The 20,868-nt window shown below is 71.8% G+C and carries 22 protein-coding genes; 8 read left to right on the top strand and 14 right to left on the bottom strand.

The window, feature by feature from the left end:
* Nucleotides 1-176: 176 nt before the first annotated feature.
* The 3 genes from BM430_RS06430 (at nt 177) to BM430_RS06420 (ending at nt 4,404) form a co-directional block, all read left to right on the top strand.
* Complete coding sequence (locus tag BM430_RS06430; protein WP_093566404.1) at nt 177-2,534, top strand: xanthine dehydrogenase family protein molybdopterin-binding subunit; 2,358 nt, start codon at nt 177-179, stop codon at nt 2,532-2,534.
* Nucleotides 2,531-2,842 (top strand): DUF2218 domain-containing protein, encoded by a 312-nt coding sequence (locus BM430_RS06425; protein ID WP_093566403.1) that lies wholly within the window; start codon nt 2,531-2,533, stop codon nt 2,840-2,842. Before BM430_RS06430 ends, BM430_RS06425 begins: the two co-directional genes overlap by 4 nt.
* A gap of 317 nt (nt 2,843-3,159) precedes the next feature.
* Nucleotides 3,160-4,404: an aminopeptidase gene (locus BM430_RS06420; RefSeq protein WP_093566402.1), complete on the top strand. Its 1,245-nt coding sequence runs from the start codon at nt 3,160-3,162 to the stop codon at nt 4,402-4,404.
* Nucleotides 4,405-4,445: 41 nt separating this feature from the next.
* Here the strand turns inward: BM430_RS06420 and BM430_RS06415 are convergent, their stop codons facing one another.
* The 11 genes from BM430_RS06415 to BM430_RS06365 form a co-directional block, all read right to left on the bottom strand.
* Nucleotides 4,446-5,468: a PAS domain-containing protein gene (locus BM430_RS06415; RefSeq protein ID WP_093566401.1), complete on the bottom strand. Its 1,023-nt coding sequence runs from the start codon at nt 5,466-5,468 to the stop codon at nt 4,446-4,448.
* 250 nt (nt 5,469-5,718) lie between these two features.
* Nucleotides 5,719-6,756 carry an NADP-dependent oxidoreductase gene (locus BM430_RS06410; protein ID WP_210188417.1) on the bottom strand — a complete coding sequence of 346 codons (1,038 nt, stop codon included), beginning with the start codon at nt 6,754-6,756 and terminating at the stop codon, nt 5,719-5,721.
* 108 nt (nt 6,757-6,864) lie between these two features.
* Nucleotides 6,865-7,611 (bottom strand): DUF1223 domain-containing protein, encoded by a 747-nt coding sequence (locus BM430_RS06405; protein WP_244539345.1) that lies wholly within the window; start codon nt 7,609-7,611, stop codon nt 6,865-6,867.
* 42 nt (nt 7,612-7,653) lie between these two features.
* Nucleotides 7,654-8,667: a lipid A biosynthesis lauroyl acyltransferase gene (locus BM430_RS06400; RefSeq protein WP_093566435.1), complete on the bottom strand. Its 1,014-nt coding sequence runs from the start codon at nt 8,665-8,667 to the stop codon at nt 7,654-7,656.
* 154 nt (nt 8,668-8,821) lie between these two features.
* Nucleotides 8,822-9,844: a zinc-binding dehydrogenase gene (locus BM430_RS06395; RefSeq protein ID WP_093566400.1), complete on the bottom strand. Its 1,023-nt coding sequence runs from the start codon at nt 9,842-9,844 to the stop codon at nt 8,822-8,824.
* Between the two features lie 28 nt (nt 9,845-9,872).
* Nucleotides 9,873-10,187 carry an SH3 domain-containing protein gene (locus BM430_RS06390; RefSeq protein ID WP_093566399.1) on the bottom strand — a complete coding sequence of 105 codons (315 nt, stop codon included), beginning with the start codon at nt 10,185-10,187 and terminating at the stop codon, nt 9,873-9,875.
* An 11-nt stretch (nt 10,188-10,198) separates the two neighbouring features.
* Nucleotides 10,199-10,966, bottom strand: a complete 768-nt coding sequence (locus BM430_RS06385; protein WP_093566398.1) for an SDR family NAD(P)-dependent oxidoreductase — start codon at nt 10,964-10,966, stop codon at nt 10,199-10,201.
* A complete protein-coding gene (locus tag BM430_RS06380; protein WP_093566397.1) occupies nt 10,963-12,234 on the bottom strand; it encodes a beta-ketoacyl-ACP synthase in 1,272 nt (423 codons plus the stop codon). Before BM430_RS06380 ends, BM430_RS06385 begins: the two co-directional genes overlap by 4 nt.
* A complete protein-coding gene (locus BM430_RS06375; RefSeq protein WP_093566396.1) occupies nt 12,231-13,394 on the bottom strand; it encodes a beta-ketoacyl-ACP synthase in 1,164 nt (387 codons plus the stop codon). Before BM430_RS06375 ends, BM430_RS06380 begins: the two co-directional genes overlap by 4 nt.
* A gap of 3 nt (nt 13,395-13,397) precedes the next feature.
* On the bottom strand, nt 13,398-13,856 hold the full coding sequence (locus tag BM430_RS06370; protein WP_093566395.1) for a 3-hydroxyacyl-ACP dehydratase FabZ family protein: 459 nt from the start codon (nt 13,854-13,856) through the stop codon (nt 13,398-13,400).
* 23 nt (nt 13,857-13,879) lie between these two features.
* The gene (locus tag BM430_RS06365) at nt 13,880-14,167 is read right to left on the bottom strand and encodes an acyl carrier protein (protein ID WP_048443797.1); all 288 of its coding nucleotides are present in this window, start codon (nt 14,165-14,167) and stop codon (nt 13,880-13,882) included.
* 254 nt (nt 14,168-14,421) lie between these two features.
* Between BM430_RS06365 and BM430_RS06360 the strand changes: the two genes are divergently transcribed.
* Genes BM430_RS06360 through BM430_RS06350 form a run of 3 tightly spaced genes read left to right on the top strand, consistent with a single transcriptional unit; the run spans nt 14,422 to nt 16,495 of the window.
* Nucleotides 14,422-15,552: an AI-2E family transporter gene (locus BM430_RS06360; protein WP_093566394.1), complete on the top strand. Its 1,131-nt coding sequence runs from the start codon at nt 14,422-14,424 to the stop codon at nt 15,550-15,552.
* A gap of 31 nt (nt 15,553-15,583) precedes the next feature.
* Entirely contained in the window at nt 15,584-15,991 is a 408-nt protein-coding gene (locus BM430_RS06355; RefSeq protein ID WP_093566393.1) for a hypothetical protein, read from the top strand.
* 27 nt (nt 15,992-16,018) lie between these two features.
* On the top strand, nt 16,019-16,495 hold the full coding sequence (locus BM430_RS06350) for a RidA family protein (protein ID WP_093566392.1): 477 nt from the start codon (nt 16,019-16,021) through the stop codon (nt 16,493-16,495).
* Between the two features lie 3 nt (nt 16,496-16,498).
* On the opposite strand, the gene BM430_RS06345 is transcribed toward BM430_RS06350, so the two are convergent.
* From BM430_RS06345 to BM430_RS06335, 3 genes are all read right to left on the bottom strand, one after another.
* Complete coding sequence (locus BM430_RS06345) at nt 16,499-16,909, bottom strand: response regulator (RefSeq protein WP_093566391.1); 411 nt, start codon at nt 16,907-16,909, stop codon at nt 16,499-16,501.
* A gap of 111 nt (nt 16,910-17,020) precedes the next feature.
* A complete protein-coding gene (locus tag BM430_RS06340; RefSeq protein ID WP_093566390.1) occupies nt 17,021-17,911 on the bottom strand; it encodes a dienelactone hydrolase family protein in 891 nt (296 codons plus the stop codon).
* A gap of 184 nt (nt 17,912-18,095) precedes the next feature.
* Entirely contained in the window at nt 18,096-18,863 is a 768-nt protein-coding gene (locus BM430_RS06335) for a trna delta -isopentenylpyrophosphate transferase (RefSeq protein ID WP_093566389.1), read from the bottom strand.
* A 338-nt stretch (nt 18,864-19,201) separates the two neighbouring features.
* Here BM430_RS06335 and BM430_RS06330 point away from each other — a divergent pair, with 338 nt between their 5' ends.
* A complete protein-coding gene (locus BM430_RS06330; RefSeq protein WP_093566388.1) occupies nt 19,202-19,882 on the top strand; it encodes a hypothetical protein in 681 nt (226 codons plus the stop codon).
* A 197-nt stretch (nt 19,883-20,079) separates the two neighbouring features.
* A complete protein-coding gene (locus BM430_RS35675; RefSeq protein ID WP_093566387.1) occupies nt 20,080-20,826 on the top strand; it encodes a glyoxalase superfamily protein in 747 nt (248 codons plus the stop codon).
* Nucleotides 20,827-20,868: the final 42 nt, after the last annotated feature.

Genomic DNA, 20,868 nt, shown 5'->3' with positions numbered 1-20,868 from the left:
CGCGAGGGGCGTCGGCGGCGGGAGGGTGCCGTGCCCGACCGTCCTTCCGCAAGGGCGGTGTCACGCCGCCCGTGCGAGCCGTGCCCTGCGCGCCGGGGTGGCCTGCCAGCTCAGCGTCTTGCATGACGGCCCCAAGTTGCTAGCTCACGCTGACAAGAATCCCGGAGAGCCCCGGCATGAACGCCCGTCCCGACGCCCGCGACTTCGCCACTCCGCAGAAATTCGGCATCGGGCAGCCGGTGCCGCGGGCCGAGGACCCGGTGCTGGTGCGGGGCGAGGGCCGCTACACCGACGACCTCGCCCTCGACGGCCAGGCTTACGGCGTGTTCGTGAGGAGCCCGATCGCCCACGGCCACCTGCGGGGGATCGACGCCGAGGCGGCGCTCGCCATGCCGGGCGTGCTCGCGGTGATCAAAGCCGCGGACCTCGACGGATACGGCACGATCGGCAACGCCCTGCCGTTCAAGAACCAGGACGGCACGCCGATGCGCAAGCCGGTCCATCCGTCCCTCAGCCTCGACCGCGTGCGCTACGTCGGCGAGCCGATCGCCCTGGTGGTGGCCGAGACCCTGGCCGGGGCCCGCGACGCCGCGGAGGCCGTGGTGCTCGACATCGAGGACCTGCCCGTCGTGACGACGCCCGACGAGGCGGCGGCCGAGGGCGCCCCCCTTCTCCACGACGACGCTCCCGGCAACCTCGCCCTCGACTTCCGCACCGGCGACCAGGCGGCGACCGAGGCGGCCTTCGCCAAGGCGGCCCATGTCACCTCCCTCGACCTCCTCAACAACCGCCTCGTCATCAACCCGATGGAGCCGCGCTCGGCGATCGGCGTCTACGAGCCGCAAGATGGGCGCTTCACCCTGCATGTCGGTTCGCAGGGCGTGTTCGGCCTGCGCAACAACCTCGCCGACGGCGTCCTGAAGCAGCCGCGCGACAAGGTGCGGGTGCTCACCGGCAATGTCGGCGGCTCCTTCGGCATGAAGGCGCCGGTCTATCCGGAATACCTGCCGCTGCTCGAGGCCGCCAAGCGCCTCGGCCGGCCGGTGAAGTGGACCGACCTGCGCTCCGAGAGCTTCCTGTCCGACCATCACGGCCGCGACGTCGCGGTGACCGCCGATCTGGCGCTGGATCCGCAAGGCAACTTCCTCGCCTTCCGGGTGAAGGGCCGCGCCAATATGGGCGGCTACCTCAACCCGCTGGCACCGCTGTTCCAGACCGTGAACATCGCCCGCAACATGGTCGGCGTGTACCGCACCCCCGTCTTCGACGTCGAGGTCGCCTGCCTGTTCACCAACACCACGCCGATCGGCGCCTACCGGGGCGCCGGGCGGCCGGAGGGCAACTACTTCATCGAGCGCCTGATCGACACCGCGGCCGCCGAGATGAACCTCGACCGGGTGGAGCTCCGCCGCCGCAACCACATCCGCCCGGCGGACATGCCGTACAAGGCCCCGTCCGGCCTCACCTACGACTCGGGCGACTTCCCGGCGGTGCTCGACCGGGCGCTCGCCGCCGCCGACTGGGACGGGTTCGCGGCCCGGCGCGCCGAGAGCGAGGCCGAGGGCAAGCTCCGGGGCATCGGCATCGGCGACTATCTCGAGATCACGGCGCCGCCGCAGAACGAGATGGGCGGCATCCGTTTCGAGGCCGACGGCACGGTGACGATTGTCACCGGCACCCTCGATTACGGCCAGGGGCACCTGACGCCCTTCGCCCAGGTGCTGCACGACCGGCTCGGCATCCCGGTCGACCGGATCCGCCTGCTCCAGGGGGACAGCGACCAGCTCATCGCCGGCGGCGGCACCGGCGGCTCGAAGTCGCTGATGGCGAGCGGCACGGCCCTCGTCGAAGCCGGCGACCTCGTGATCGCCAAGGGCCGCGAGGCCGCGGCGTCCGTGCTCGAGGCCGGCCCCGCCGACATCGAGTTCCGCGACGGCCGCTTCACCATTGCCGGCACCGACCGGGGCATCGGCCTGCTGGACCTCGCCGCCAAGGTGCGGTCCGGCCTGCCCGACCCGTCGGCGCCGAAAAGCCTCGACGTCGCCCACACCCACAAGGAATCGCCCTCGGCCTTCCCGAACGGCTGCCACGTCGCCGAGGTCGAGGTCGATCCCGAGACCGGCGTCGCGACCGTGGTGCGCTACACCACCGTCAACGATTTCGGCACGCTGGTGAACCCGATGCTGGTCGAGGGCCAGCTCCATGGCGGCGTGGTCCAGGGCATCGGCCAGGCGCTCATGGAGCGCACGGCCTATGACGAGCAGGGCCAGCTCGTGACCGGCTCGTTCATGGATTACTGCCTGCCGCGCGCCTCCGACGCGCCGTTCATGGGCTTCGAGAGCCACGCCGTGCCCGCCACCACCAACCCGCTCGGGGTGAAGGGTTGCGGCGAGGCGGGCTGCGCCGGCTCGCTGCCCTCGGTGATGAACGCCCTCGTCGACGCCCTGCGCCCCCGCGGCATCCGCCACATCAACATGCCGGCGACGCCGCAGGCGATCTGGTCGGCGCTGCAGGATGCGGGGAACGCCGCATGAGCGAGCCCGTCACCCTGGCGGCTCAGGCCCGCGTCGATACGGAGAGCGGGAGCCGCTACCTCACCCAGCTGTGCAAGCACTGGAGCCACAAGTTCCCCGAGACGACCTTCTCGCCGGAGCGCGGGGTGGTGCCGTTCGGGGAAGGCCGCCGCTTCACGGCCGAGGCCGACCCGGAGGGCCTGACCCTGCGGGTCGAGGCGCCCGATCTCGACGCTCTGACCCGGATGCAGGGCGTGGTGGCCGAGCACCTCGCCCGCTTCGCCTTCCGGGAGGATCTGGGCGGGATCGCCTGGACGCGGGTGGGGTGAGCGGAGGTTTCGCCGACCGCTCGTGAAGGCTGCCCTGACTCCCGAAACGCGGCTGAAACCCTCGATGTCATCCCGGGGCGAGCCTTGGCGAGAACCCGGGATCCATAACCGCCGACGCTTCGAAATATGTCGGAAAGCGTGCCGCCTCGTCCGGCATCGTCGGCGGTTATGGATCCCGGGTTCCGCTGCGCGGCCCCGGGATGACGTCGAAAGACGGTGCTGGCGGTCGGGATGCCGCTCATGCAAGCCTGTCGCCCGGCATCGACGCGCGATGAGTCGCGCGACGACAATCACGTTCGAACCGAAGGTCCCCACCCATGACGAACACCCCCGACTTCGACGCCCGCCTCGACCGGCTCGCCGAGGTCGCCGTGAGGGTCGGGCTCGGGCTCCGGCCCGGGCAGGAACTGGTGATGACGGCGCCCCTCGACGCGCTGCCGCTCGCCCGCCGCATCACCGCAGAGGCCTACAAGGCCGGCGCCTCGGTGGTGACGACCCTGCTCGCCGACGACCAGGCGACGCTGGCGCGCTTCGAGCACGGCCACGACGACGCCTTCGACAAGGCGGCGGGCTGGCTCTACGAGGGCATGGCGAACGCCTATCGCGGCGGCGCCGCGCGCCTCGCCATCGCGGGCGATGATCCCTCGCTACTCGCCGGCCAGGACACGGACAAGGTGGCGCGGGCCAACCGCGCCCGGTCCAAGGCCTACATGCCGGCGCTCGAGCAGATCGCCAACTTCGCCACCAACTGGACCATCGTCTCGGCGGCGACGCCGGCCTGGGCCCGCACGGTGTTTCCGGAACTGCCCGAGACCGAGGCGGTCGCCCGGCTGTGGGACGCGATCTTCTCCGCCTCGCGGGTCGACGGGCCGAATCCGGTCGGCGCCTGGGAGGCGCATAACCGGGCGCTCAGCGACCGCACCGCTTCCCTCAACGCGCGCCGCTACGCCGCCCTGCATTTCCGCGGCCCCGGCACCGACCTGACCGTGGGCCTCGCCGACGACCACGAATGGTGCGGCGGCGCCGCCACGGCGAAGAACGGCATCACCTGCAACGCCAACATCCCGACCGAGGAGGTCTTCACCACCCCCCACAAGATGCGGGTGCAGGGCCATGTCAGCGCGACGAAGCCCCTCTCCTACCAGGGCACCCTGATCGACGGGATCGCGGTCCGCTTCGAGGAGGGCCGCATCGTCGACTCGCGCGCCCGCACCGGGGCCGACGTGCTGGCGAAGGTGATCGACACCGACGAGGGCGCGCGCCGCCTCGGCGAGGTCGCGCTGGTGCCGGCCTCCTCGCCGATCTCGGCCTCCGGGCTCCTGTTCTGCAACACCCTCTACGACGAGAACGCCGCGAGCCACATCGCGCTCGGTCAGGCCTACAGCAAGTGCTTCCTCAACGGCGGAGCCGGATTGAGCGAGCAGGACCTTGCCGCCCGCGGTTCCAACCGCAGCCTGATCCACATCGACTGGATGATCGGCTCGGCCGAGGTCGACGTCGACGGGGTGACGCCGGACGGCCGGTCCGAGCCGCTGATGCGGGGCGGCGAGTGGGTCGACTGATCCCCCCGGCCGGAGCCCCGCGCTCCGGCCCTCGCAAAGGGTCAGACCCGGGCGACCGCGAGGGTGCCGTCGTCCAGCGCGATGAAGCGGATGCCGGCGCCGCGAAGGGCCGCGACCGCCTTGTGCCGCGACCGGTCCGCCTGATGCTCGGCATCCTCCTCGAGCCGCCGGACGGTGGAGAGCGACAGGCCGCCCGCCTCTGCGAGTACCGACATCGACCAGCCGAGCAGGCCGCGCGCCGCGCGCAGGTGACGGCCCCGCACCATCTGCTCTAGCCCCTGCCGCAGGCCGTCCGACACCGCTTGGCCGGAAGACTGGTCGGCGGGACCAATGACCCCGGTCCATTCGACGATCTCGCCGGCGCGGTTGCGGACCGGGACGATCACGCTCCGGAACGGTTCCCGGATGCCCCCCGCCATCCGGAGCAGCGTCGTGCCCTGGTGCACCAGCCCGTGCGCCAGCGCGTGCAGGCGGATCTCCCGCGTCGTCTCGCGCTGCTCCTTCACGATGGCCGCGAGGGGGTCGGCGGCCAGTTCGTCGTCGTCGGGCGCCAGCAGCTTGCTGAAGCTCGGATAAGCCTGCGTCTCCCAGCCGATGCGGTGGGAGAAGACGAGCGTCCGCGACTGCTCGACGAGCGCGAGGTACTGGCGTTGCCGGGCCCTCTGCGTCAGTCGCAGGCTCTCGCGGTCCGTGACGTCCAGGAACGTCCCCATCGCCGAACGGGGCCGCCCGTCCGGCGCGTAGTGGACCTCGCCGTTGGCGGACAGGATCCGCATCGTGCCGTCCGGCCGGATGACGCGGACGACGCGCTCGCGGCGCAGGTCGCCCCGCACCACCTGCGCGGCGGTCTCGATCGTATCCCGGTCCTCGGGATGCAGCATCCCGCGCAGCAGGTCGTAGCTCGGCGGGAACAGGTGCGGCTGCAATCCGAGCAGGTGGAACAGCCCGGGCGACCAGACTTGGGTGTTCGTCGCGAACACCCAGCACCAGGAGCCCGTCAGGCCTCGCGCGTCGAGGACGCGCAGGAAGTCGCTGGACGCGAAGGTGAGATCGCTGGCGTTCATGGGGGCCGGTGACCGGGACGACGAGATCGGTCTTGATCGCGCGCATCTGCACGCGTCCCCGAGGCGCGTCAATCGCAGGAACTGTTCCCGCCGCCGGGATGAGGTATCGATTTATTTTTTAGGATTATATTCAGTCGCTCAGTGTCAATTGAGCGCCGCGCAGACTGGCAGGCCTGCTCCCGACGAGGTTCGGTGCCACGAATCGCGCATTCGACCAAAGCTGCGCCGGGGGAAGCGACGAACCCGACGCCTATCCGACGAAGATCAGCTTCTTGCCGCGGTTCTCGCCGCGGTAGAGCGCGGCGATCGCCCCGGGGGCGGCTTCGATGCCCGCAGAAACGTCCTCGTCGAGGACGATACGGCCCTCCGCGTGCCAGCCCGCCAGCGCGGCGACCGCCTCCTCGAACCGGACTTTGTGGTCGAGCACCACGAAGCCGCTCCAGACGAGGCGCCGGGTCAGGATCTCGCGCTCGACCCGGGGACCGGTCGGCGTCTCGGTCCAGCTCGCGACCGAGGCGGTGCCGCACTGGACGATCCGCCCGCCGACCGCCATCCGGCGGAGCGCCGCGTCGAGGATCGGCCCGCCGACATTGTCGAAATACACGTTCACCCCGTCCGGCGCCTCGCGCCCCAGCGCGGCGGCCCAGTCGTCGGTGCGGTAGTTGTAGGCCTCCGCATACCCGAACGCCTCGCGGCAGCGGGCGACCTTGGCATCGTCGCCGGTGAGCCCGATCGGGCGGCAGCCGAGATTGCGGGCGATCTGGCCGACGAGCGAGCCGACGGCGCCGGCAGCCGTCGAGACCAGCACCGTCTCGCCCGGCTGCGGCCGGCCGAGCGCGATCAGCCCGAGATAGGCGGTGAGCCCGTTCAGGCCGAGCAGGCCCGCATGGGCCGAGAGCGGCACCGCCTCGGTGCAGTGCCGGAAGATCGCCGAGACCGGTACGGCGGCGTAATCCTGCCAGCCGAACCAGCCGTACAGGAACTCGCCCTCGGCGACGTCGGGGCTGTTCGAGCGCACCACCACGCCGACCGCCAGCGCCCGCATCGGCCCGCCGAGGGGCACGGGCTGCGAGTAATTGGCCTCGGCGCTGGCCCAGCCCCGCTGCGCCGGATCGACCGAGAGGTAGAGGTTGCGCACCAGGATCTCGCCCGGGCCCGGCTCGGGCACCGGGGCGGCGTCGAGGCTGAAATCCTCGGCTTGCGGGATCCCGGCCGGCCGGCGGGCGAGCAGCACCCGGCGGTTGCGCTCGGGCAGGGTGTGGGCGGGGATATCGGTCGGACCGGTCACGCGCGTCTCCTCCTGGCGACGCGTTCTCTCGGCGCCGCTCTCGTCCCCTTCACGACCTCACGACGAGGCGGTGGACGGAATCCATGTCTGTCATCGTCGAGCAGGCTCTCACAAGCCCGGCCCCTTGGCAGCCCCCAGGATGCGCCCCGGCCCGTTATTCTCGGCCTGGAGCACCACGACGTAGGAATCGGCGTCGGCCACCGCCAGCGCGGTGCGGGGCACCTCGTAATGGGCCGGCGTCCCGCGCCACGAGCCGACATGGTGCATGCCCCGCACCACGTTGCGGTAGGTGACGGTGCGCCCCCGATTCTCGCCGCGCCCGATCGCGACCTCGCGGGCGCGGGCGACCGGCAGCAGCCACACTTCCGCGCTGCGGCCGGGTTCCCGGGCCGGACCGACCTCGATCACGATGCGGTCGGGGGCGGCCTCGCTGCGGACCGGCACCGGCAGGCTCGCGGCGGTGCCGGGATCGCGGATGCTGCGCTCCAGGGCCGCCCGGTCGGAGCCGACCACCGTCGCGGCGCCGTTCACCACCGCCTGCGGGGTGAAGACCTGCCGGTCGCCGCGCATGCCCGCATAGGCACGCTGGCGGGCGGTGAACGAGGTGCTGGCGAGCGTGTCCTTCCAGCCGAGATAGTCCCAGTAGGTCACCGGCAGGGTGAGCGCGATCACGCCGGGATCGCGCGCCAGCTCGTTCACCAGCCGGTCCGCCGGCGGGCAGGCCGAGCAGCCCTGGCTGGTGAACAGCTCGACCACCGCCCGCGGGGCCGCGTCCTCGGCGCGCGCCGGGCCGAGAAGGCCGAGGCAGGCCGGGATCAGGCCGGCGAGCAGGCGATGGAGGAGGACACGCATCATACCGTCAATCAACACCCGGGCGGCGGGCGGAGAGAAGTCACGTTAGCTTGAGGCTTGAGAGTGCGGGGCTTGAGAGTGATGGGCCTGGGACTGGGGGGCGGGAGGGGCCGGCGCCGGAGCGCTCGCCCGGGGCAGCATCGCCGGGCGCCAGCGCCGGTGCATCCACAGCCATTGCTCGGGGTGCTCGCGCACCCATCCCGCGATCACGTCGGTCATCGCCTGCATGGCGCCCTGCACGTCGACCGCGCCGCTCGCGTCCCGCGGCAGGGTCAGCGCCGGGGTCAGTTCCAGGCGGAACCGGTCGCCGGGCAGCCGGATCACCCGCACGCCGTGGACCGGGCAATCGTAGTGCCGGGCGAGCTTGGCCAGGAGCGGGTTCACCAGGGCCGGCTGCCCGAGGAATTCCACCACCACGCCGCGGGTGAAATGCTGGTCGACCAGCATGCCGAGATGGCCGCCGCGCTCGATCACGCCTTGCATCCTGAAGGCGGCGCCGGGCCCGGCCGCCGTCAGGCCGCCCATCGTGGCGCGGCGCACCTCCTGCACCAGCTGTGCCGCCGCCGGGCTGTTCGGCGGGCGAAACACCGCGCTCGCCTCCAGGCCGAAGCGGGCGGCGCAGATCGCCGGCAGCTCCCAGTTGCCGAGATGGGCCGAGAAGATCAGCCCCGGCTTGCCGTCGTCGCGGAGTGCGAAGAACTGCTCGATGCCCTCGACCTCGATCCGCCCCGGCTCTGCGGCGTCCGGGTCGTAGTCGAAGATCTCGGCGAGATGGGCGTACTCGGCCCCGGTCCGGCCGAGATTGTCCCAGGAGCCGAGCGCGATCGCGGCGATCTCGGCCTCGCTCTTCTCGGGAAAGGACTGGCGCAGGTTCTTGAGGGCGGTGCGGTGCGAGGGCAGACGCGGCCCGACCGCCCGGGCGATCGCCGCCCCGGCGGCGGCGGCGCGGGCGGGGCCGAGCCCGCGGGCGAGCGCGAAGAGGGCGCGGATCACGAAGACCATCGGCAGGCCGGCGAGGCGGGACAGGGCGCGGTAGAGCCTCAGCTTCAGGCGCAGCACGATGATCTCACGAAGCAATCCGGTCAGGAGAACGGGCAAAGGGGCGGGATCGCGCAGGATCATCACGCCCTGCACGTCGCCTCTTCTCCCGCCCGACCGGATTGCGCAAGGGTGTACGGGTGGTCCCCGCACACTTCTTGCGCGACCGTGGCCTTCAAAGCGTGACGAGGATCTTGCCGAACACCTTGCGCGACTCGAGCCGCTCCAGCCCCTGCGCGAAATCGGCCAGCGGCAGCACGGTGTCGATCACCGGATTCATCCCGTCCGCCATCTTGGCGAGCGCGTCGCGGATGTTGGCGATGCGGCAGCCGAACGAACCGGTGATGCGGTATTGCTGCTGGAACAGCTGCATCAGGTTCATGGTGGTGGAGACGCCCGACGTCGACCCGCAGGTGACGAGGCGCCCGCCGCGCTTCAGGCAGAGCAGCGAGCCGTTCCAGGTCTCCGGCCCGACATGCTCGAACACCACGTCGACGCCCTTGCGCTTGGTGGCCTTGCGGACCTCGCCCTCGAAGCGCTCGGTGCGGTAGTTGATGACGTGGTCGGCGCCCAGGGCCTTCGCCTTCTCGCCCTTGGCGTCGTCGCCGACGGTGGTGAACACCGTGCAGCCGATCGCCTTCGCCATCTTGATCGCGGTCGTGCCGATGCCCGATCCGCCGGCATGGACCAGGATCGTCTCGCCGGGTTCGAGTTTGGCGTTGTCGAACAGCATGTGCTGCACCGTGCCGAAGGCGATCGGCGCGCAGGCGGCGTCGGTGAAGCTCACGCTGTCCGGCACCCGCACGACGAGGCGCGCCGGCAGGTTGACGAGTTCGCGGGCGAAGCCGTCGACGTGGAAGCCGAGCACGCCGCCGACATCCTCGCAGAGGTTGTCGCGGCCCTCGCGGCAGGCGCGGCATTGGCCGCAGGTGAGCGCACCGTAGGGCGCGACCTTGTCGCCGACCTCGAGCCCCTCGACGCCCTCGCCGAGCGCGGCGACCTCGCCGGCGGCCTCGGCGCCGACGGTGAGCGGCAGCTTGCGCTTGGCGAAGGCCATGCCGCGAAAGCCCCACACGTCGATGAAGTTGAGGCCGACGGCGCGGACCCGGATCTGCACCTCGCCGGGGCCGGGGGCGTCCGGGTCGGGGACCTCGGTCAGGCGCAGGTCGCGGTCGCCGAAGAGCTGGAGGGCTTTCATCAGGGTCCTATCGTGTCTCGAACGCGCCTCACTCCGGCGTCAGATACCGCCGCCGCGCCCACCCGACGATCGGTCCGAGCTTCACCCGGCACCAGGTCAGGCCGCTCGGGGTGTCGTTGGTGCAGCCGAAGCCGCGCAGGCGGCCCCGGGGCGGGGCCTGGCCGATGGCCGGCGAATCGGCGTCCGGGGCCTCGCGGATGCTCAGCGTGTCGCCGGGCGGCAGCCCCTCGACCCGAAAGAAGTCCAGCCGTCCGAAATCCTGCGCCTGCGCGCAGGCCGGACCGAGGAGGAAGGCCGCCACGGCGGCGGCGCGCAAGCGTGCGGGCAAGTGGGGGAGCCGCATGGTCCGTTTCGTCAGCTGCGGTGGATGCCCATCATCGCGGTGAGCCCGCCATCCACCGGCAGCACCGCACCGGTGATGTAGCCCGCCCCGGGGCTCAGCAGGAATGCGACGAGATCGGCCACCTCCGCCGGTGCGGCGAAGCGCCCGGCCGGAATCTGTTTCTCCATCCCGGCGCGATGCGCGGCATAGGGCGCCATCATGTCGGTGTCGATGAAGCCCGGCGCCACCACGTTGACGGTGACGCCGCGGCGGGCCGACTCGATCGCGAGCGTCCGGCAATAGGCGATCAGCGCGCCCTTGCTCGCCGCGTAAGCCGCGTTGCCCGGATTGGCCCGGAGCGCCGCCACGGAGCCGATGGCGACGATGCGCCCGGCCTTCGCCCGGGTCATCGGCCGCACCAGCGCCTTGGCGAGGCGGGTGAGCGACCAGAAATTGACCTGCATCGCGCCTTCCGCGCGGTCCTGGTCGAGGACCGCCGCGAGGCTGTCGCAGGGCTGGCCGGCATTGTGGACGAGGCCGAAGATCGCCTCGCCCTCCATCACGCCGCAGAAATCCTCGAGGGCCGCCTTGTCCGACAGGTCGAGCGGGTGGGGCCGCATCCGCTGTGCGGGGTGAAGCGCGGTGAGTTCCAGCGCCAGCGCCTCGGCCGAGTCCTTCGAGCCGCGATAGGTGAAGTCGACGTCGTGGCCGGAGACCGCCAGCGCCCGCACGATCTCGGCGCCGAGGCCCCGCCCGCCGCCGGTGACGAGGACGCGCCTGTTGTGGATCGGGGTGCTCATACTGGCTCTGCCCCGAACACCAGGCAGGTATTCTGCCCGCCGAAGCCGAAGGAGTTCGACAGCACCGTCGTCACCGGCACGTCCCGGGCGGTCGTGACGACGTCGAGGGGGATCGCCGGATCGGGCACGGCGTAGTTCAGGGTCGGGGGTACCCGGCCGTGGGCGATGGTGAGGAGCGAGAACGCCGCCTCGACCGCGCCGGCGGCGGTGAGGGTATGGCCGATCATCGACTTGTTGGAGGAGATCGGCACCGAGCGCATGCGCTCGCCGAACACCGCGAGGCAGCCCATCGCCTCCATCTTGTCGTTCTCCGGCGTGCCGGTGCCGTGGGCGTTGACCGTGTCGATCCGGTCGGGATGCAGGCCGGCATCGTCGAGGGCCGCCCGGATCGCCGCGATGATCGGCGCGCCGTCGGGGCTCGAGCGGGTGCGGTGGAAGCCGTCGCCCTTCTCGCCGCAGCCGAGCACGTAGCCGAGGATGCGGGCACCGCGGGCGCGTGCCCGGGCGGCGTCCTCCAGCACCAGGGCGGCGGCGCCCTCGCCCATCACGAAGCCGTCGCGGTTCTTGGCGAAGGGCTTCGAGGCGGCTTCCGGCGGGTCGTTCTGGGTCGAGAGGGCGGAGAGCAGCGAGAACCGGATCAGCGATTCCGGATTCACCGAGCCGTCGGTGCCGATGCAGAGCGCCGCCTCGACCTCGCCGCGCCGGATCGCCTCGACGCCGAGCTGGATCGCGGTCGCGCCCGACGAGCAGGCGGTCGAGAGCGAGATCGGCGAGCCCCTTGTGCCGAAGCGGTCGGCGATGCGGTCGGCCACGGTGCCGAAGATGAACAGGTCGTGCCACTCGTCGAAACGCCGGGTCCCTGCGGCTCGCAGCAGGTCGGCATAGGTGACGTCGCCCGCCGTGCCCGCGGCCTCGGCCAGCGCCTGGCGCTGCGGCCATTCGATCTCGACCGGCGGCACCGCCATGAACAGCGCCCCCGGGAAGTCGCCCGAGAGCCCCGCCTGGGCCACCGCCTCGTCGGCGGCGGCCTCGGCGAACCGTTGGGAGAGCATCGGCGCCACCATCGGGTCGGCGGCGATGAAATCGACCGTGCCGGCGATGCGGGTGCGCAGGCCCTCCGTGGGGAAGCGGGTGATGGTGTGGATGCCCGAGCGCCCCGCGGTCAGGGCGGCCCAGTTGTCGGCGGTGCCCTGGCCGAGCGAGGTCACCACGCCGATGCCGGTGACCGCCACCAACGGGCGGCCCATCGCGTCGCGGTCGCGGCTCATTCTGTGCCCCTTACGGTGTCCCTTGCGGTCTCCCCTATGCGGGTGAGGCGCAGCACGCCCTCGCCCCGGCGATGGCCGACCGCCGTGACGGCGACCTCGCGCGCCTCCGCCCCGGCCACCAGGGCGGCGGCGAGAGCGGCGCCGAAGGGCGCGGCGGCCTCCAGCGTGTGACCGGTGAGGTCGCCGAGCGCCCGGACCGGCGCCCCCGGCGCGAGATCCCTCAGTGCGGCCTGCTCCTCGTCCGTGATGCCGGCGCAGCCGGTGGCGGCCGAGATCACGGCGTCCGGCGCGGACAGACCGGCCTGGCCCCAGAGATTCGCCAGGCTCTCACTGATGCTGCCGTCGCGGCGCTTCGTGCGGTCGCTCGCCACCGCGTCGAGCCGGGCGAGCGCCCGGGCGCTGCGCCTCTCGGCGTGCTCCTCGGCCTCCAGCACCAGGAAGGCGGCGCCGGAGCCGAGGATGAAGCCGGGCGCGCCGCCGCGCGCGAAGACCGGGCGGTAATCGGGCTTACGGAGAAAGCCGCCCATCTCGTGGATCAGCAGCACGTCGGCGCGCTCGGCATTGTACGAGCCACCGACCAGCACGATGTCGAGCTGGCCCGCCGCGATGCGGCTCTGCGCGATGCGCAGGGCATCCACGCCGCTCGATTCCTCGCCCATGAAGGTGCGCGAGGCGCCCGTGACCCCGTGCACGATGGCGATGTTGCCGGCGAGCAGGTTCGAGAGCTGGGCGAGGAACAGCGTCGGCCGCAGGTCGTTCTGCAGGCGCTCGTTGAGGTAGGGGCCGGGATCGGCCGCGTTGCGCAGGCCGGTGAGGATCTGGCCGTCGACCGCGTAGTCGCGTTCGCCGCCGCCCGCCGCCACGACGAGATGCATGGCGCTCTTCAGCGCCGCATCCGCCTTGGCGCCGGCGGAGTCGAGGGCGAGGCCAGCGGCGTAGACGCCGAGGCGCTGCCACGGCTCCATCTGCCGCTGGTCGGATTTCTTGGGAATTTGCCCGTCGAGGGTCAGGGGAGCGACCGGGTGCACCGGGTAGGGCGCGAAGGTCTCGGCGTCGGTGCGGGGGGCGCTCCCGGAGCGATAGGCCGCGAGATGCGCCTCGACGCCCTCGCCGGCGCAGGACACGAGCCCCAGGCCCGTGACGACGACTGGTCGTGTCACGACTCACACTCCGTCGAGGAGGCCAATGCGGGCGGCGCGCTCGCGCATCGGCGCGTCGAGCCCGTCCGGGAACGGCATGGTCTTGAACCGCAGATCGGCGCTGCAGAGCGGCTTGCCCTCGGCCCGGATCGCCGCCTTGGTCACGGCGTAGCCCGAGCCGTCATGCTCCAGGCTCGCCTCGACCTCCAGCACGGCCCCGGGGCCGACGAAGGAGCGGAAGCGCGCCTTGTCGACGCCCATCAGGAACGGCATGTGGCTGAACGAGGCCCGGGCGAGCAGCAGGTAGCCGGAGGCCTGCGCCATCGTCTCGGTGAGGAGCACGCCCGGCACCAGGGGGTAGCCGGGGAAGTGTCCCTCGAAGACCGGGCTCTCCATCGGCACGGTGGCGAGCGCCGCGAGGCGTCCGCCCTCGCGGTCGAAGCTCACGACCCGGTCGATCATGTCGAAGTATTCGAGGCGCATCCCCGCGACCGCCTACAGCCGGATCAGACCTTGGCGGCCTTCTCGGCCACCAAACCGTCGATGCGCTCGCAGAGGTTCTTCAGCACGAAGTACTGCTCGGCCGGCACCTTGCCCTCGTTGACCTCCTGGGTCCACTGCTCGAGCGGCAGCTTGATGCCGAAGGTCTTGTCGATCTCGAACGCGATGTCGAGGAAGGCCAGGCTGTCGATGCCGAGATCGTCGATGGCGTGGCTCTCCGGCGTGATCTTCTCGCGCGGGATGTCGGCGACGTCGGCGATGATGGTGGCGACGCGGTCGAAAGTGTCGGACATGGACGTGCAGCCGTCTTCCTGCTGAGGTCTGGCTCGAACGGCGCGACCTTCGGGCACCGCCCGCGCCCCGGCCACGAAACCACCGACCCAAGAAAAGAGTCCGCCGGGTCGTACCCGGCCGAGGGGCCCGCATACACGAGGGGGGCCGGGCCGGCAACCGCGCGCCGTTTCCCAGGCATGCCCTGCACCAAGGCGCGCCCTGCCCTAGGTCAGGTCGGATGACGCGTCCGCAGCGCGGCGAGGATTAATCCGGCATGGAACACGTGAAGCCCCCGACCGGCCCGAGGCCCGGACCCACGCCGCCGCCCTCGCCGCATCCCGCGACCGGCACCTCCGCCGTCGCGCGCGCGGCCCTGGTCATCGCGCTCGGCGCCCTCGGGATCTGGGTGCTGCATCCGTTCCTGCCGGCTTTGGTCTGGGCGGTGATCCTGGCGATCGCCCTGTGGCCGCTGCGCGAGCGGCTGGTGCGGATCAAGAGGCCGGGCAAGCACAACATCCTGTGGCCGGCCCTCCTCACCCTCGCGGTCGCCCTCGTGATCCTGGTGCCGCTGATCGTCGTCGCCATCCAGGCGGCGCGGGAGGCGCACGATGCGGTGGCGTTCTGGCGTCAGATCGAGGAGCAGGGCTGGCCGGTGCCGGACTTCGTCGTCCGCCTGCCCTTCGGCGCCGCGCAGGTGTCGGCCTGGTGGCAGGAGAACCTGAGCCATCCGCAGGGCTCGTCGGAGGTGCTGAAGCGCGTCGACCAGTCGATCAACCACTCCTCGCTCGTCGGCTTCGGGCGCACCTTCGGCAGCCAGATCGTCCACCGGGCGATGCTGTTCGGCTTCACCCTGCTGACCCTGTTCTTCCTCTTCCGCGACGGCCCGGGGCTCGCCGCGCAGGGGCTCTCGGCCGCCCGCCGCCTGTTCGGCCCGCGGGGCGAGCGGGTGGCGCGCCAGATGGCGGCGTCAGTCCACGGCACCGTCGACGGGCTGGTGCTGGTCGGCTTGGGCGAGGGCTTTCTCCTCGGCGTGGTCTACTTCTTCGCCGGCGTGCCGCATCCGGTGCTGCTCGGCGCCTTCACGGCGCTCGCCGCGATGATCCCGTTCGGGGCGCCCGTGGCCTTCGGCCTCGCCGCGCTCCTCGCCGCCGCGCAAGGGGGCGTGACGGCGGCGATCGTCGTGGCGGTCGCCGGCCTCGTCGTCACCTTCGTGGCCGACCACTTCGTGCGCCCGGTCCTGATCGGCGGGGCCACCCGCCTGCCCTTCCTGTGGGTGCTGCTCGGCATCCTCGGCGGCGTCGAGAGCTTCGGGCTGCTCGGCCTGTTTCTGGGGCCGGCGGTGATGGCGGCCCTGGTGCTGCTGTGGCGTGAATATACGGCGGGCGACGACCAGCCCGTCGCCTGATTCACCTCTTCCTAAGGACGGCTCCTTCCCGATGAGATTCGTGCTCGCCGCGACCCTGCTCGCCGGCTTCCTCGCCTCTCCCGCCGCGGCGCAACGGGACGGCGGCTACGGCCCGCGCGACGCGGATAGCCCGCGCTTCAGCGCCGACGACGATGACGGCCCGCGCGACCGCGACCGGCGGGAGTTCGGCAGCCGCGATCCGGACGAGATCATGCCCCGGCGCCGCGACCGGGATCGCGATGTCGGCCGCCGCCGCGACTGGGACGACCGCGGCCGCCGCGATGCGGAAAGCCGTTGGGACGACCGCTCCCGGGCGGACCGTTACGACCGCTATGATCGCTACGGCCCCCCACCCTACGGGCCGGGTATCGCACCGCCAGCCGCCCCCAGTGGCGTCTTCGTCGTACCGCCGCCGATCCCCGGCGCGCGCAACTACTGATTCGCGATAGAACCCCGAGACCTGTCGATGACCCAAGCCCCCACCCTGCGCGGCGAGCCCGCCCGCCGCCTTGCCGCCCTCGGCCTCGCGCTGCCGCGTGTGCCCGCGCCCCGCGGCGCTTTCCTGCCGTTCTCGCGCATCGGCACGACGCTGTGGCTCGCCGGCCAGATCTGCGAGTGGGAGGGGGAGGTGCGCTTCACCGGCCCGGTGACCGACATCGCGACGGGTCAGGAGGCGGCACGGATCTGCGCGCTGAACCTGCTCGCCTCGCTGAGCCTCGCTCTCGACGGCGACCTCGACCGGGTGGTGCGCTGCCACCGCCTCGGCGGCTTCGTGCAGGTGAAGCAGGGCTGGCCCGACGTGCCGAAGGCGGTCAACGGCGCCTCGGACCTCATGGCGGAGCTGTTCGGCGAGGCCGGGCGCCACGCCCGCACGGCGATCGGCGTCGCCAGCCTTCCGGCCAATGCCAGCGTCGAGGTCGACGGGATCTTCGAGGTCAGGTGACGCTCAGTGCGCGTCGCCGCCGGTGTGGTAGCCGGCGGCCTGCTCGACCAGGGTCAGGATGTCGAGGGCGCGCCACGGCTTGGGGATGAAGGTCGCCGACATCCGCAGGTCGCTCGGCTGGTCGCCGGCATCGCCGGAGGTGAGCAGCACGTGGACCCGCGGCCAGGTGACGCCGATGATCCGTGCCAGTTCGAAGCCGCCGATCTGGCCCGGGGTCCGCACATCCGAGAAGACGACGTTCACCTCGTCGCCGCGCTCGCGCAGGATCGCGAGCGCCTTCTCGGCGGTCTCGGCTTCGATGACGCGGAAACCCGTTTCCTCCAGCAGCGTGGCCGCGAGGAAACGCTCCTCCGGTTCGTCCTCGACGACCAGGATCACGGGCTGGGTCTTCGCGGCGGCGCTGGACTCGGTCATGTGCAGGGAACGAGCTTGCGGCCCACTGGTTGCATAGCTCCCGGGACCCTGCGTGCATCCTTCCCGAGGTGTTGCAGCAATGCAAGACTGGGCCCGGCGCCGGGCCGCGAATCAGGCGACGCCGTGGTCGCGGAACCACGCCAGCATCCGTCCCCAGCCCTCCTCCGCCGGCCCCTTGCGGTAGCTCGGGCGGTAATCGGCGTGGAAGCCGTGCGGCGCGTCCGGGAAGATCACGATGTCGACGGTCTTGCCCGCAGCCTTCGCGGCGGCCTTAGCCTTCTCGACGTCGGCGACCGGGATGCCGGTGTCGGCGGCACCGTAGAGGCCGAGGATCGGCGCGCGGATGTCCGGGATCACGTCGGCGGCGGTTTTGGGCTGGATGCCGGTGCGGTTGCCGCCGAAATTGCCGTACCAGGCGACGCCGGCCTTCAGGCTGGCGCTGTGGGCGGCGTAGAGCCACACCGTGCGCCCGCCGCGGCACCAGCCGGTGATGCCGAGCTTGGCCGGATCGCCCTTGGCCTCGGCGGCGGCCCAGGCGGCGGTGGCGTCGAGATCGCCCATCACCTGCGCGTCCGGGGTCTTCGAGACCACCTCGCGGACGATCTCCTGCACATCGGTCATCTTCGAGACGTCGCCCTGGCGGGCGAAGAGCTCCGGCGCCACGGCGGTGTAGCCGGCCTTGGCGAGCCGCCGGCAGATGTCCTTGATGTAGTCGTGGACCCCGAAAATCTCCTCGACCACGAGCACGATCGGGAACGGGCCGGGACCCTGCGGCATCGCCCGGTAGGCCGGCATCGGTCCGTCGCCGACCGGGATCCGCACCTCACCGGCGACGATACCGGCCTCGTCGGTGTGGATGGCCTGCGCCTCGACCCGGGTGGTGGCGAGCGTCAGCCCGGTCATCAGGCTCGTCATCACGAAGCCGCGCCGGGAGAAGGGCGGGATCACCAGACCGTCGAGCTGCTCGAGGTCGTTCGTCCGCGCGTCGTCGCTCATCGCCATCCGGTATCCTCCCGTTCAGTGGCGCCCGTTCGCGCCGGCGCGCGATCTTGCGTGCGGGGACCGCGAGGGCAAGCGCGAAGGCAGGTCGTCCACGGTCACGATCCGGTCAGGAGGGCGAGGGGCTAAAGATAAGGGCCGCCCGCGTGAGCGGACGGCCCCTGTCGAATCAACACCGGTCCGGCGATCACGCCACCGCGGCCTTGCGGGACTTGGCGTTGCTGCGGGCCGGCCAGCCGAGGGCGACGAGGCGGGCCTTGGCGTGCTCGCGCACCTCGTCGCGCACGCCCGGCGGCATCGCGGACAGCGCCGCTTGCGTCTCGGGCGCGAGCATCAGGTCGGTCACCGCGTTGATCGACTGGGCCTGGTCGATGCGGGCGGTCAGGTCCGCCTCCGACGAACCGGCCTCGGTCCGGCCCGTCTCCTCGCCGGAACGGAGGTCCGCATCGTTCGCGGCCCCGCTCTCCCGGTCGCTTTCCTCCGTCTCCTGCGGCTCGCGCACCGGCTCGGGCCGGCGCGACTGGTTCGCCGCCACCAGATCGGGCCGGCTCGCCTTGAACTCGTCGGCCTCGTCCTCGGAATAGAGCAGGCCGTGCAGGCCGGCGAGCTTCAGGATCACCCGGTCCTTGGCCCGCTTCTCCGCCATCGCGAAGACGTAGGCCGCCTGCTTGCCGGAGACGCGGTAGTTCACGCCGATCAAGGCCTCGCCGATCGACCACTCGGTGCGGTCGCCGTTCGGGCCCGGCATGTGGCCCGTCACCAGGATCACCGCCTCGTCCCGCTCGGCCCGCACGATCACCGGGGCGTCGAAGCGGATGCGGGCCTGCACGGCGATCCGCTCCAGGGCCTTGTGGTAGATCACGGCCGTGCCCTGCACGCGCCAGACGTTGCCGGCCAGGGGCTCGCCGTAGGTGGCGAGGATGTCCGCGATCTGCTTGTCCGTGGTTGCGCTCATCTCGATCGATCTCACCTGCTGACAGCGGCTCCGGACGGGCGGGGGAATCGGCCGGTTCCACATTTGTTCCCTACCATGGCATGTAGTGATGCGCGAGCGTTTTCGCGATGCCGATGCCAGAATAAACGTCGTCGGCGGATGATGTTTTGTCGCGCCCTCGCGCGAGCGCGCAGCCCGGCGCAGACGATCCCCCACCCGGAACGGCCGCGCTGTCACGGCGACGATTGCATGGGCGTTGCCCCGAGCAGGCATGTTCGCTAAATGTTCCTGAAGCGTCACGCCCCCAGAACTTCGGCAGGACGGCGGATCGGCGCCGGTCCCGGCCCCCGGAGCCCCGCATGAGCACCCCCGCCCTCCTCGATTCCGCGACCCTGCTCGAACGCCCGGGCCAGCGCCGCAGCGCCGTGCGCGGCACGGCGCCCCGCCGTGGAACCGCGCTGGTCCCGGCGGTGCCGCGTCCTGCCCTGGTCGCGGATTTCCTCGCCATCGCGGCGCTCGATCCGGTGGTGGAGCGCCTGCGCGCCGCGCCCAATCCGGTCCGCCTGACGCTCGGCGACACGGTGGTCGAGCACGCCGCCGATTTCGAGCAGGTGCGCACCGATGAGCCGGGGCTCCTCGTCGACGTGGTGGCGGAGGGCGATCTCGGGCGGCACCCCTTCCGCACGGCTTACGTGGCGGGGGAGCCGGTGGTGGCCGAGGACGGCCGCCGCTTCGTCATCGAGAGCGCCGCGACCCTGCGGGCCGAGCCGCGGATCTCGACCGTGCGCCTGATCATGGCCTGCCGCCGGGCCTACGTCTCGGCCGGTGATCGCGTGCGGATCCTGCACCACCTCGACGAGTGCGGCACCGGTCGCCTCGTCGAATGCGCCGCCATGGCAATCAACGCCCAGGACGGCGTCGCGGCGGTGCTGGCCCTCGCGGTCGAGGGACTGGTGGCGGTGGATATCAGCCGCCCGATCCTGCCGGAGACGCCGGTGCGGCGGCGGTCGCTGCCCTATCCGGATCCGTTCGGGTTCTGAGGCACCGGGCTTGACGCAGCGGCCCGACTCGCCGTTTCATCGCAGTCGGGCCGATGCAGCCCGCCGCCTGCGCCCCGTCCGGGGTTCGGTGAATGCATCGTTCGCGAGGCGCACCCGTTCTTCCCCGTCCGTCGGGCGAACCGGTCAGCAAGGCAGGCCCTGATCTCTCTGGTTCGCCCGCGAGCAGGGATTGGATCATGCGCACCTATCGCGACGCCAAGGTGATGGCGAAGACCCTTCGCGAGGAACTGAGCCGGCGGGGTACGGCCCTGTCCCACGGCGAGTGCCTGGAGATCGTCGCCCGGCAGTTCGGCTTCGACAACTGGAACATCCTGTCCGCCCGCCTGACGGCGCCGGTCGAGCCGGCACGGGAGGCCGCTCTGGTGCCGCCGGCAGGCTGGATCGTCTCCGGGTCGAAGCCGCATCTCTACGAGATGGGCGTCGATCCCACCACGTCCCACGGCGGCGGCCGGGCGGCCCTGATCCGCTGCCGCTATGCCGAGGACGATCCCGCCTACGCGGCGATGGAGAAGGGGTTCGCCACGCTGATGCAGAGCGTCGCGGCCGCACCGTTCCGCGGGCGCCGGGTCTGCCTCAGCGCCGAGCTGCGGGTGCGGGACGTCGTGGGTGCCGCCACCCTGTGGCTGCGGGCCGACGCCGCGATCGGACGGAGCGTCGCCTTCGACAACATGGAGGAGCGGGCGGTCGACGGGCCGCTCACCGGTACGCGGGGCTGGACCGCCCGGCGCATCGTGCTCGACGTCCCGGAGGAGGCCGAGACCCTGCATTTCGGCTTCTATCTCCGGGGCAGCGGCCGGGCCTGGGCCGGCGGCTTCGCCCTCCGCGAGGCCTCCCCGGAGGATGAGGCCACGGTGCTCGCCCGCGTCCGCCCGGAGCCGACCAACCTCGATTTCGCCTTGCCGGCGGAGGCGATGGCGGGCTGAACCGCTTCCTCTGCGTTCGTCATCTGGAAGGCAGGCCCGGTC

The sequence above is a fragment of the Methylobacterium sp. 174MFSha1.1 genome (assembly GCF_900116815.1).
Classification (GTDB): Bacteria; Pseudomonadota; Alphaproteobacteria; order Rhizobiales; family Beijerinckiaceae; genus Methylobacterium.
Note: the sequence above shows the minus strand (reverse complement) of the source record. Positions and strands in the feature narration are given on the sequence as shown.